Origin of the sequence: Arthrobacter sp. MYb227, assembly GCF_002975435.1 — a bacterium.
Lineage (GTDB): Bacteria > Actinomycetota > Actinomycetes > Actinomycetales > Micrococcaceae > Paeniglutamicibacter.
This window is the reverse complement of sequence record NZ_PCPT01000015.1, coordinates 60,860-72,418: the sequence shown is the minus strand read 5'-3', so window position 1 is coordinate 72,418 and position 11,559 is coordinate 60,860. Positions and strand designations below refer to the sequence as shown.

The 11,559-nt window shown below is 59.5% G+C and carries 9 protein-coding genes; 2 read left to right on the top strand and 7 right to left on the bottom strand.

Annotation, left to right across the window (positions count from 1 at the left end):
- Window positions 1-178: 178 nt before the first annotated feature.
- The 5 genes from CQ018_RS18470 to CQ018_RS18450 form a co-directional block, all read right to left on the bottom strand.
- A complete protein-coding gene (locus tag CQ018_RS18470) occupies window positions 179-724 on the bottom strand; it encodes a methylated-DNA--[protein]-cysteine S-methyltransferase (RefSeq protein WP_258142739.1) in 546 nt (181 codons plus the stop codon).
- Window positions 717-2,117: a DUF1731 domain-containing protein gene (locus CQ018_RS18465; protein ID WP_105551478.1), complete on the bottom strand. Its 1,401-nt coding sequence runs from the start codon at window positions 2,115-2,117 to the stop codon at window positions 717-719. Before CQ018_RS18465 ends, CQ018_RS18470 begins: the two co-directional genes overlap by 8 nt.
- 178 nt (window positions 2,118-2,295) lie before the next feature.
- Entirely contained in the window at window positions 2,296-3,840 is a 1,545-nt protein-coding gene (locus CQ018_RS18460; RefSeq protein WP_105551477.1) for a S10 family peptidase, read from the bottom strand.
- A gap of 193 nt (window positions 3,841-4,033) precedes the next feature.
- On the bottom strand, window positions 4,034-5,563 hold the full coding sequence (gene putP, locus CQ018_RS18455) for a sodium/proline symporter PutP (RefSeq protein ID WP_105551476.1): 1,530 nt from the start codon (window positions 5,561-5,563) through the stop codon (window positions 4,034-4,036).
- A 206-nt stretch (window positions 5,564-5,769) separates the two neighbouring features.
- Window positions 5,770-6,687, bottom strand: coding sequence for a LysR substrate-binding domain-containing protein (locus tag CQ018_RS18450; RefSeq protein WP_105551475.1), 918 nt, complete (start codon window positions 6,685-6,687; stop codon window positions 5,770-5,772).
- A gap of 202 nt (window positions 6,688-6,889) precedes the next feature.
- Between CQ018_RS18450 and CQ018_RS18445 the strand changes: the two genes are divergently transcribed.
- Window positions 6,890-10,450: a bifunctional proline dehydrogenase/L-glutamate gamma-semialdehyde dehydrogenase gene (locus CQ018_RS18445; RefSeq protein WP_105551474.1), complete on the top strand. Its 3,561-nt coding sequence runs from the start codon at window positions 6,890-6,892 to the stop codon at window positions 10,448-10,450.
- Window positions 10,451-10,639: 189 nt separating this feature from the next.
- Complete coding sequence (locus CQ018_RS18440) at window positions 10,640-10,822, top strand: hypothetical protein (protein ID WP_105551473.1); 183 nt, start codon at window positions 10,640-10,642, stop codon at window positions 10,820-10,822.
- 178 nt (window positions 10,823-11,000) lie between these two features.
- Here CQ018_RS18440 and CQ018_RS20885 read toward each other — a convergent pair whose 3' ends face one another.
- Both CQ018_RS20885 and CQ018_RS18430 read right to left on the bottom strand, forming a co-directional pair.
- A complete protein-coding gene (locus CQ018_RS20885; RefSeq protein WP_374954218.1) occupies window positions 11,001-11,099 on the bottom strand; it encodes a type II toxin-antitoxin system RelE/ParE family toxin in 99 nt (32 codons plus the stop codon).
- Window positions 11,100-11,278: 179 nt separating this feature from the next.
- Window positions 11,279-11,524 carry a type II toxin-antitoxin system prevent-host-death family antitoxin gene (locus tag CQ018_RS18430; protein ID WP_105551483.1) on the bottom strand — a complete coding sequence of 82 codons (246 nt, stop codon included), beginning with the start codon at window positions 11,522-11,524 and terminating at the stop codon, window positions 11,279-11,281.
- Window positions 11,525-11,559: the final 35 nt, after the last annotated feature.

Here is an 11,559-nt window from a genome sequence, read left to right as displayed (position 1 = left end):
ACGAGTCACGTTGCCACTTCGCCCAAGATTTGGCCGCGGAGTTCGTTCAACACACCAACGCCTAAACAACCGAACACAAAACTGGGCGGGCATCGGAAGGTTCGAGGGCTTTTTAAAGGTAGGCGCTTTTCCACACATATTGTGGGAAGGCGCCTACCTGCGTATCCGGTGAGGATCCTTAGAAGAGCGTGTCCTGGGGCGGTGGCAGAATGCCTTCGAGGCGCAAGAGGAACAGCTTGCGCTCTAGCCCTCCGGCATAACCGGTCAGTGAACCATCGGCACCGATGACCCGATGGCACGGGACAACGATGGAGATCGGATTGCGGCCATTGGCGGTGCCCACCGCGCGGGTTAGCTTAACGTCCCCGAGGTCCAAGGCAAGATCCCCGTAGCTGCGTGATTCACCGAAGGGAATCTGCGTAAGTTTGGCCCAGACCCGGTGCTGGAATTCGGTGCCGTGCGCATCTAGCGGGATGCTGAAGCTGGTGCGGTGCCCATCGAAATATTCGCTCAGTTCTTTGGCACATAAGGCCAACAATGGATGCTCGCTAGGCCGAGTCAGTGCGGTTCCAAGATCCTCAGCGGCAGGTGGATGAGTGGGATCGTGCATGTAAATCCCGGTGATTCCGGTGTTGCTTGCGGCAAGCTGCAGGGGGCCGATCGGTGAATCAACGACACAGTGGAAGCGGATTGGTGGTTCGGAGGCTTCGGAGTACTTAGTCAAAGATCACCCGCAGGGCATCGGCAAATTCCGGGTGCTCAAAGGTGAACCCCGCATCGGCGAGTACCCGGGAGGTGACATGTCGTCCGGTGGTACCCAGCGCGGGATCGGTGCGCAGCACCATGGCTCCGGCAGCAAGGATGGGTTTGGGAGTTGGCAGGCTGAAACGCTTCAACGGTCCGGGGGCAACCTGGGCGCGCAAGAGCTCCATCATGTCCCGATTGCGGACCGGGTGAGGAGTCGCGAGGTTGATAATTCCAGCGGGGATGCTGGTACCGGGTTCAAGACCTAGACAGGCACGGATAATGCGCAGCCAGTCGGCAAGGTGAATCCAGCTGACCCACTGCTGACCACCGGCAACCGGGCCGCCGAGCCCTACCTGGGCCAGCAGGCTGAGCCGGTCAACCAGCGGGGATTCCTGTTCAAAGACCAGCGAGGTGCGCAGGATGTTCACGCGTTGTGCCTGGGCGCCATCGGCGGCCTGTTCCCAGGGCCTGGCAACGCCGGTCATTTGCGGCAAGGCAGCAGCTCCGGTGGGAAGCGAGGAATCCTCGGTGAGCCGCGCATCGTGAGCATCTGAGTAAATTGCCGTGGTGCTCGCCTGCAAGAACGCGGTGAGCGGTTGCGGAAGCCGGGTGCTTGCCTCGTTGAGCGCGCGCGTTGAATCCACTCGTGAGCTGGTGAGCCTTGCAATATTGGCATCGGTGGCAGGAAGATCAACTAGCTCCCCGGCAAGGTTGAGCACCGCAGTGTCCTTGCCGTGCATGTAGAGCGAACTGGCCCAGGGTCCCTGAGTTTTACCGTCCCAGTGCACCTGGCGGTAGGGGCTGTTGGTGCGTTCATTGCGCGTGAGGACGGTGATGTGGTGGCCGCGGCAGTGCAGGTCGGCAGCGGCTCGGCTGCCCAAGAAGCCATTGCCGCCGGCTATGACAACACGCAGGTTTTGGGTTTCGGTGCCACCGGCAAGTGTGTAGAGCAGGGCACAGTTGTGGGCGAAGTGTGAGGCTATGGGTTTTGCTGCGGTTTGCGCAAAAAGTGGTGAGGCGAGCCCGCTAACCGAGACCAATTGGGTCAGTTCGGTGCCGTCAGCTACCTGCTCTAGGCTCCAGCGAACCAGTAGATGACCGCCGGGCTGTTGCTGGACCCAGGTCAGGGTTAACCCATCCTCAATCTTGGTCACCGTCGCTGGTGGTGCGGTCCGTGAATGGATGGTGCCGATGGGCTCACCTGCCGGGATCAAATCCAGTTTGGTGCCGGCTGTCACCGGGTAGGCATGGGGTTTTAGCTGTGCGATTGCATGGTTCCACTGTGGGACGCGGGCCGGATCCGCGAGCACCTCCCAGAGCGCTGAGGAGGGAAGTGCGAAGAACTGTGTTTGGGTACGCTGCCAGGCCATGATTTCAGCATAGTGTCTTGCTGGGCCGATGGTGAGCTGGGACAAGGATTACGGCGGTTGCTGGCCGATGAAGCCGCTACACCTAGAAATCGTGCGCTGTATCCGGTTGAGGAGCACAAAAACGGCACCCGCTGTGGCGATGGGCCCTGCGGGTGCCGCTTAAGAAATGACCTGAGGGTTAGCCAGCGGGCGTTGCCGGGGCGACGAATTCGCTCAAAGCGCCCAGCTGGGAAACTCGAATCTCCGGGTTCAGGTACATCATGTGCCCGGCCGCGTAATAGTGGTGGGTGAAACGGGTGCGTGTTGCTGCGGGGATGTCTAGGTGCGCCCAGACATATTCGGCGGCGAAGTGCGGGGTGGCACCATCGTGATATCCGTAGTCAACGTGCACGCGTAGCTCGGGAATATCGATCAGTAGGCGTGCCAGATCCTCGGTGACATCGATGGGCTTGCCCTCGAAAGTCTCATAGCTCCACGGGTGCACGCGTCCGGTGAGTACCTCATAGGGAAGATCCGATTCGTAACCGAGTTCGGCACGCACATAGTGATTAACCGCGGCGGCGTAGGCCGGGGTGATGGCACGCAAAGATGGGTCATCCCAGGTGTGGGATTCTTGCAGGCGGGGTGGCACGCCGGTGAAGCGGCCATCGATGCGCCCGACCATCATGCCCTTCTCACGCAAGAGTTCGGTGGCGAATTCCATGTAGTCCCAGCGCAGATTGGTGCGCCGGATGAAGCCTTCGGAGAGCGTGGTCAGTTCGGCAAGGTTTTTGACAACCCCATCAAACTTGCGTTTGGAAAGCCTGGCACCCAGGTGCAATGCCACCACGTAATCGCCAGAGGCGTAGTCCTCGGCATCGCGCACTACCTCTGCCAATGGTCGGTTGCCGTGCCGGCCATGGAAGTGTGCGATTGCCGCATAGGTGGGCAGGTGTAGCGCGTAGGGGGTGTCATTTCCCGGGGCGAAATCCAGTGTTGACATGTTCAGCACGGTGGAAATGAGGCCCAGGCCGTTCACCGCCATGCCGTGTGCCTCATGCAGGCGGCGGGCCACGGCCACGGCGCGCATGGTTCCATAAGATTCGCCGACCAAATATTTGGGGGAGAGCCAGCGTTGGTTGCGGGTGACCCAGAGTCGGATGGCCTCGGCGATTAGATCGCGGTCGGCAATGAATGCGTGGAATTCGTCAGTTTTCCCGCCCTCAACGACGCGTGAGTATCCGGTGTTGACCGGGTCAATCATCACCACGTCGGCGTGTTCCAGCAGGGATTCGGGGTTATCGATAATGCCGTACGGTGCCGGGGTCATGTTTCCTACATCGCCCGAATCCACGATGCGTGGGCCAAGTAGTCCCATATGGAGCCAGAGGCTTGCCGAGCCGGGGCCGCCATTGAAGGCAAAAACTACCGGACGGGTGTTGATGGCCGGTGGGCCGGAGGGCTTTTTGGCCCGTGCCTTGGAACCATTGGTGCCGGTTGCGGTGCCCGGTGCGGCATCTGGTGCATCTGCGGTGTAGGCAACCATGAAGATCTCGGCCTTGGGCTTGAAACCCTCGACCTTGCCCTCGGTATCCTGTTCGCGGCTTAGCACCATCCGGCCGGTGGTGCTTGTGTAGCGTAAACCGGTGCTGGAACGATGTTGACGGGTGACAAAATCGTCGCTGGGAACCGGGGGAGTTGTGGTTTGTGGCGCGGTGGAAACAGAGGAAGAAGCATCAGGCATAAAACGAGTTTACAGTCCGAAGCTGAGAGTTTAGAGACGTGTTTGCCCGAGTGCGAAATCTAGCGTGAAGCCGCGGTTATCCAGGGCTTTGGAGGCGCAATTCAGGGGGTGAATAAGCCTGAGTTAACCACGGAAAGACCCTCACCCGTTAAGCGGGGTGAGGGTCTTTCCGTCGGGTGCTTAAGTTGTGTGCTTAGGCGGAAGGCTCCGAAGCGACGTAGGGAGCGTTTTCTGCGACTTCGGTCTCCATGGCGCTGAATTCCTCCTCGATCAGGGCATTGGGCTTGTACGTTGCCCGCGAGACCAGGAAGGTGACGAGCATATTCAGGATGAAGCCCGGAACGATTTCGTACATATTTGAGGACAAGACATCGATGTTGCCCCAGATGAATACGGTTGCAGCACCGGTGAGCATGCCTGCCAGCGCTCCGGTGGAGGACAGCTTGCGCCAGTAAAGGCTCAGCAGCACGATCGGGCCAAAGGCTGCACCGAATCCTGCCCAGGCGAAAGCGACAAGCTCAAGGATGCTTGAATCGCGGTTCAGGGCCAGTGCTGCCGCGACGATGGCCACGACCAGCACACCGGAACGACCAAGCATGACCTCACGCTTGGGGGTGAGCTTCTTGCCGGCAATGTTGTACAGGTCCTCGACCAGGGCCGAGGAGCAGACGATCAGCTGTGAGGACATCGTTGACATGATGGCCGCGAGCACCGCAGCGAGCACAAGTCCGGCAACGAATGGGTGGAAGAAGATCTGGCTCAGCAGCAGGAACACGGTTTCCGGGTCCTTGATTTCCTTGGCAGGTTCGCCGGCGAAGTAGACGATGCCAACTAGGGCCGTGACGATGGCGCCAACGGCGGTCATGGCCATCCAGCCAATGCCGATGCGGCGAGCCGTTTTGGCTTCGGACGGTGAGCGCAACGCCATGAAACGCACGATGATGTGTGGCTGACCGAAGTAGCCAAGGCCCCAAGCAGCGGTGGAGAAGATCGCCACGGCGGCCAGGAAACCATTGGTTGAGTTGAACGAGGAGAACAGGTTCAGCGCGTCCGGGTTGACCTCGGAAATGCGGGTAGTCAATTCCCCGAGGCTGCCCATCTGAATGATGGCCACGATAGGTACGGCGATCAGTGCCGCGAACATCAGCAGGCCTTGGGCCACATCGGTGAGGGTCGCGCCAAGGAATCCACCGAAGAGTGTGTAGAGCAGGGTGACGCCGGCGACGACGAAGAGTCCGGTGAAGTAGTTCCAGCCAAAGGAAGATTCAAAGAACTTGCCCGCGGCGACCATGCCCGAGGAGACATAGAAGGTGAAGAACGCCAGGATGATCACCGATGCGGCAATGCGCAGGAAGTGACTATTGTCCTTCAGCCGCTTCTCAAAGAAGCTCGGGATGGTGATGGCGTTCTGCGCTACTGCGGTGTAGGAGCGCAGGCGAGGGGCGACGAACTTCCAGTTAAGCCAGGCACCGATGGTCAGGCCAATGGCGATCCAGGCTTCGATCAGGCCGTTGAGGTAGATAGCGCCGGGTAGACCCATGAGCAACCAGCCGGACATATCCGAGGCGCCTGCCGAGAGAGCTGCAACTCCAGGCTTTAGCCCACGGCCCGCGAGCATGTAATCGTCGATGTTGTTGGTGCGCCGAAAGGCAAAGTAGCCGATGCCTAGCATTGCCGCTAGGTACACGGCGATGGCTATCAGCTGGAACGCTTGTTCAGACATGATGAGTCCTCGTGAGTGCGATGCGTACCGGGGAAAGGGATAATCCTCGGCAGGTTGCACGTCCACTGTTGTGGAGCCGGGCGTGGGTGCGCAACGGAACTAGAGTATTGCAGGTTAATCACCAAGTGTGTGACCTCATTCACCGCTACGTTACGCTTTTGTGATCGAGAATACACTCCCGTCCCGTCCGTAGATTGTCATTTTCCTTAGTCCTGCGGCAGGGAATTTGCCTGTTCGTGCAGGGCGCTGCGCACGGCAAGGAGCCCGGGATGTTGGGCCGAGGAATGCCGCATCGCGGTGAAGATGGTCCGCCGCGGGGCACCTGGCAGATTGACGAGTCGAATTTCTGGCAATCTCGCGCTCCAGACAAGGTCCGGGAGCAGGGCCACGGCATTTCCGGATTCCACGAGTCGCACGTGGGCCTGCAGGTCGGCGGTTTCATAGCGCACGTCGGGTTCGAAGCCGGCTAACCGGCAGGCCTGTTCGGCCCAGTGTCGGGAGGCGGCGCCGCGTGGCTCCATGACCCAGGGCAGCGAGGCCGCCTCTTCGATGGAGCCGACCAGATGGAATTCATCGGGCATGGCATCACTGTGGGCCGGAAGGGCCAGTCGGATGGCATCGTGGGTCAAGATTTTGCGATCTAGCTCGGCATAGTGCGGGGCCGCGTGCCCGGGGTATTGTTCGGCAACCACTAGGTCAAAGTCGCGTGCCCAGGTTTCATGCAGCGCGGTTTCCGGCTCATGCTGAACCATTTCCACGCGCAGGTGCGGGTAGTTGGTGCGTAGTTGGCGCAGCATCGAAGGGATCAGCGAAAGCACCGCGGTCTGGAAGACCGCCATGCGGATGGTTCCGGCGATTTCGGGCTGGGTTGAGGCAAGGTCTGCCTCGGCGCGTTCCATGGAATCGAGCAACTCATCGGTGTGTGCCACCAGGACTTCGGCCTGCGGGGTCAGTTGCAGGCGGCGGCCCACCTTGCGCAGTAGCTGCACACCGGTTTCCTTTTCTAATAGCGAAAGCTGTTGGGAGACCGAAGAGGGGCTATAGCTCAGGGCGTCGGAAACCTCGGCAATGGTCCCGCGAATACTGAGTTCGCGCAGCAGGCGTAGGCGGCGGATTTCAAGCATGACGGCTCCAGGAATTCGGTGAGTTGTGCGGGGGAAATGTTGCGTTGGATCGCACCTCAACAATACATCGGGAAAGCCGAAGTAAAACCTTCGGGTTTGTTCACTTTTGCTGAAGGGATGATTGGGGTCATACTGACTGGTGAACCCCTCTGTTTACCTCCCTAGTGGTGTGTGGAACAGTGCAGGGTAATAGCCACACATCATGACCTTCCAAGGAGAAGCAGCCGTGTCCCTCACGACCCCGCACGTGCGCACAGTGCCCCCGGCACTCGCAGCCGATGGCACCCCATTGACTCGTCCCCAAGATTTGGCCGACGAAACCATTAAACTGGTGCGCCACTGGCTCACCGAGGGTGCAAAGTTCCCCGTCGATGCCTCCGCTGCACAGCTTGCCGGCGTCCTGAAGGACCCCAACGGTCTTGACTTCACGGTTGGATTCGTTGATGGCGTGATCCGTCCCGAGGACCTGAAGGTTGCCGCTGCAAACCTCAAGGCACTTGCCCCGAAGGTCCCTTCCTTCCTTCCCTGGTACATGAAGTCGGCCGTTGCCCTCGGTGGCACCATGGCTCCGATCATGCCCGGCGTCGTAGTCCCGATCGCCCGTAAGGTACTGCGCGAAATGGTCGGCCACCTGATCATCGATGCCACCGATGCCAAGCTCGGTGCCTCGATCGCCAAGATCAAGAAGGAAGGCATCGACCTCAACGTCAACCTGTTGGGCGAAGCCATCCTGGGCCAGGGCGAAGCCGCCCGCCGCCTCGAAGGCACCCACAAGCTGTTGGCCCGCGACGACGTCGACTACGTCTCCATCAAGGTCTCCTCAACCGTTGCCCCGCACAACCACTGGGCCTTCGACGAAGCCGTCGAACACATCATTGAGAAGCTGCTCCCGCTCTACAACCTTGCAGCAACCTCCTCTCCTGCCAAGAAGTTCATCAACTTGGACATGGAAGAGTACAAGGATCTGGATCTGACCATTGCGGTCTTCACCAAGATCCTTGACCGCCCAGAATTCTTGGACCTGGAAGCCGGCATTGTGCTGCAGGCCTACCTGCCAGATGCCCTCTCGGCCATGATCCACCTGCAGGAATGGTCGGCCACACGCACCGCCCGCGGCGGTACACCGATCAAGGTGCGCGTCGTGAAGGGTGCAAACCTTCCGATGGAACAGGCCGAAGCTAATGTGCACGGCTGGCCGGTTGCCACCTGGCACACCAAGCAGGACTCGGATACCTCGTACAAGTCGGTGCTCGACTACTCGCTGCGCCCGGGACACATTGAAAACGTGCGCATCGGCATTGCCGGCCACAACCTCTTTGACGTTGCCCTGGCATGGTTGCTGGCACAGGCTCGCGGCGTGACAGCAGGCATCGAATTTGAAATGCTGCTGGGCATGGCCACCGGTCAGGCCGAAGCGGTCCGCAAGGACGTTGGCTCGCTGCTGCTTTACACCCCGGTTGTACACCCGGGCGAGTTCGACGTGGCCATCGCCTACCTGATCCGCCGCCTCGAAGAGGGCGCAAGCCAGGACAACTTCATGTCAGCAGTCTTCGAGCTGGACAAGAACGAGGCGCTTTTTGAGCGTGAGAAGCAGCGCTTCTTGGCCTCACTGGCGGATCTTGATGACTCGGTTCCGGCCCCGCACCGCATCCAGAACCGCAATATTGTTGACGAGGTAGAGATCGGTGCCAAGCTTGCCGGCCTGGCCAATGGCACCCGCGACTTTGAAAACACCCCGGACACGGACCCGGACCTGCCGGGTAACCGTGCCTGGGGCCGCGAAATCGTCAACAAGATGGTCAACTCCACCCTGGGTGTCGAATCGGTGGCCAAGGCCCTGATTCACACCGAAGATGAACTGAACAAGATCGTTGACACGGCAGTTGCCGCCTCCGATTCTTGGGTTGCCATGGGTGCCGCAGCTCGCGCGGCAATCCTGCACAAGGCCGGTGCCGCACTTGAGGCACACCGTGCCGATCTGCTCGAGGTCATGGGCAACGAATGTGGCAAGACCCTGGATCAGGGTGACCCGGAAGTTTCCGAGGCCATCGACTTCGCGCACTACTACGCACAGCGTGGTCTTGAGCTCGAAAATGTCAAGGGTGCAACGTTCGTTCCATCCAAGCTGACGGTTGTCACCCCGCCGTGGAACTTCCCGGTGGCCATTCCGGCCGGCTCGACCCTCTCGGCTCTTGCCGCGGGTTCCTCGGTCATCATCAAGCCTGCAGGCCAGGCAGCACGCTCCGGCGCCGTCATGGTCGAAGCGCTCTGGGAAGCCGGCGTGCCGCGCGATGTCCTGCAGATGGTTCAGCTCTCCGAGCGCGACCTTGGCACAGCTTTGGTTTCCCACCCATCGGTTGATCGTCTGATCCTCACCGGTGGCTACGAGACAGCACAGCTCTTCCGTTCCTTCCGTAAGGATCTGCCACTGTTGGCAGAAACCTCGGGTAAGAACGCGCTGATCGTTACCCCGAACGCCGACCTTGACCTCGCGGCCAAGGATGTTGCGGCATCGGCCTTCGGCCACGCCGGCCAGAAATGCTCGGCCGCCTCGCTGGTTATCCTGGTTGGTTCGGCTGCGGATTCCAAGCGTTTCCACAACCAGCTGATCGATGACATTCGCTCGCTGAAGGTTGGTTACCCGCATGACCCACAGACCCAGATGGGTCCGGTCATCGAGGAAGCTCAGGGCAAGCTGCTGCGCGGTTTGACCACGCTGGGCGAAGGCGAAAAGTGGGTTCTGGAACCTAAGAAGCTTGATGACTCGGGCAAGCTCTGGAGCCCGGGCGTACGCTCGGGTGTCAAGCGCGGTTCCGAATACCACCTGACCGAATACTTCGGTCCGATCCTCGGCGTGATGACCGCAGAAACCCTCGAAGAGGCAGTGGCGATTGTCAACGACATCGATTACGGACTGACCTCGGGTCTGCACTCACTGGACTCGGATGAGATGGCGTACTGGTTGGAGAACATCCAGGCCGGTAACCTCTACATCAACCGTGGCATCACCGGTGCCATCGTGCAGCGTCAGCCATTCGGTGGCTGGAAGAAGTCGGCAATTGGTGCAGGCACTAAGGCCGGCGGCCCCAACTACCTGGTGGGCATGGGCGCCTGGGAAGATGCTCCGCTTGAGAAGTCGGGTCTGCTCTCAGCAAAGGCTTCGGCACTGTTCAATGCAGCACGCACCGCGGGCCTTGAAGAGAGCGATCTTTCCTGGCTCGAGGGCGCACTTGCCTCGGATAACGATGCGTGGATCAACGAGTTCAACACCGCCAAGGACGTTTCCGGCCTGCACGCAGAGCGCAACGTCTTCCGCTACCGCGCACTTCCGGTCACGGTTCGCTTCGAGTCTGAAACCTCGGGTCACGGCATTGCCGAACTGATCCGCGTGGTTGCTGCAGGTGTTGCTGCAGGATCCCGCGTCACGGTTTCCTCGGCAGTGGAGATTCCGGCAGCAATCCGTACGGTTCTGACCGAATCTTCGGCAACCGTCTTCATTGAAGACGCGCAGGCCTTTGGCACCCGTGCCGCTCGCCTTGCTGCAAAGACCGGCCCGGACTCTGCGGCACGTATCCGCCTCATCGGTGGAAACATCATGGATGTTGCCGAAGCTACAAACGGCAAGCCGGATGTTGCAATCTACGCCAACAACGTGGTTTCTGCGGGCCGTGTGGAAATGCTGACCTTCCTGCACGAGCAGGCAGTCTCCATTACCGCGCACCGCTTCGGTACCCCGAACCACCTGAGCGACTCGGTCATCTAATAACCGGATAGTTCAATATCGCGAAGGCTCGTAGCTTCCCTTGGGGGAGGCTGCGAGCCTTCGCTGTTCTCCGGACTTTTGCCAAGGTATAAAAGCTAATTCGGAGTCGCCAGTGCTAGGTTCTTCCCAGGAGCTACCGACCGTTTATAAACTTGTTCATATAGATCAAGCGAAGAGAACGTGGTTTCCATGGAAGTCACTTCAGTTGATGTAGACAAAACCAAGATCGAGGAAGCGAAAGCAATCCGGTTGGCAGGATCTGCTCGCGAAGCGATCGATAAGGTCCTTGATATCGTTCTGGCGTTGCATCGCCAAAAACTTGTGATGGATGAGATGAAGGCTAGCCCGCTGACCGCAGAGCAGCGGTCTTAGAGTGTGACGATGGCACTGTCGCCTAAATGCGCTACGGCGGACTGTCCCTTCCGCCATTCATGTTGATGTGAGCGCTTGGGTCCCATTACGGGTCAAGCAAAGCGTTGACCGCGTACATTGACCAGCTCGCGAGTAGTAGTGTGATCATGACGTGCCACAGACCTAGTGGTGGGCCAGCTTATCCGTATATTTCACGGTGGTGCCCAACGCGAAGTACGAGAATAATGAGTTGGTCATCAATGACTTCATAGACAACGCGGTAATTGCCGACTCGGATTCGCCGTTCGCCCTCTCCGCCAGCGAGCTGAATGCTACCAATCGGGTGAGGGATATAGCGCGATTTCTTCTATCGCTTTCTTGAGCCTTACTTGTTCTTGGGGAAGGACATTCCGAAATGACTTGGCGGCGGCGCTGCTGTACGAAATCGTCTATGGTATGAGCTAGGCCGCTGAAGTTTTAGAGGCCTAGATCGGCCATGAGTTCCTCATGTGAAATGCGCTCGGGGTTGCGGCGTGCATCCGCAGCAGCTTGGATGTCCGCTTGGTCTTCCAACGCTTGCATCGCACGGTCAAAAAACTCCGGGGAGACAACGATGGCACGGCGGCCTGCGCCTCGAGAAGTGATCACTACCGGTTCACGCTGGGCAACGGCAATGTAGTCACTTTGACGATTGCGAAACTGAGAGAGGGTCACGGAAGTCATGCCTGAAGTGTACAACTTGTACAAGTTGGGCGGTA

What these genes read in the sequence shown, in the direction of transcription:
- CQ018_RS18465 (WP_105551478.1), bottom strand. Translation starts at nt 2,117, where the DNA reads ATGGCCTGGCAGCGTACCCAAACACAGTTCTTCGCACTTCCCTCCTCA.
- CQ018_RS18430 (WP_105551483.1), bottom strand. Translation starts at nt 11,524, where the DNA reads ATGACTTCCGTGACCCTCTCTCAGTTTCGCAATCGTCAAAGTGACTAC.
- CQ018_RS18450 (WP_105551475.1), bottom strand. Translation starts at nt 6,687, where the DNA reads ATGCTTGAAATCCGCCGCCTACGCCTGCTGCGCGAACTCAGTATTCGC.
- CQ018_RS18460 (WP_105551477.1), bottom strand. Translation starts at nt 3,840, where the DNA reads ATGCCTGATGCTTCTTCCTCTGTTTCCACCGCGCCACAAACCACAACT.
- CQ018_RS18440 (WP_105551473.1), top strand. Translation starts at nt 10,640, where the DNA reads ATGGAAGTCACTTCAGTTGATGTAGACAAAACCAAGATCGAGGAAGCG.
- putP (WP_105551476.1), bottom strand. Translation starts at nt 5,563, where the DNA reads ATGTCTGAACAAGCGTTCCAGCTGATAGCCATCGCCGTGTACCTAGCG.
- CQ018_RS18445 (WP_105551474.1), top strand. Translation starts at nt 6,890, where the DNA reads ATGACCTTCCAAGGAGAAGCAGCCGTGTCCCTCACGACCCCGCACGTG.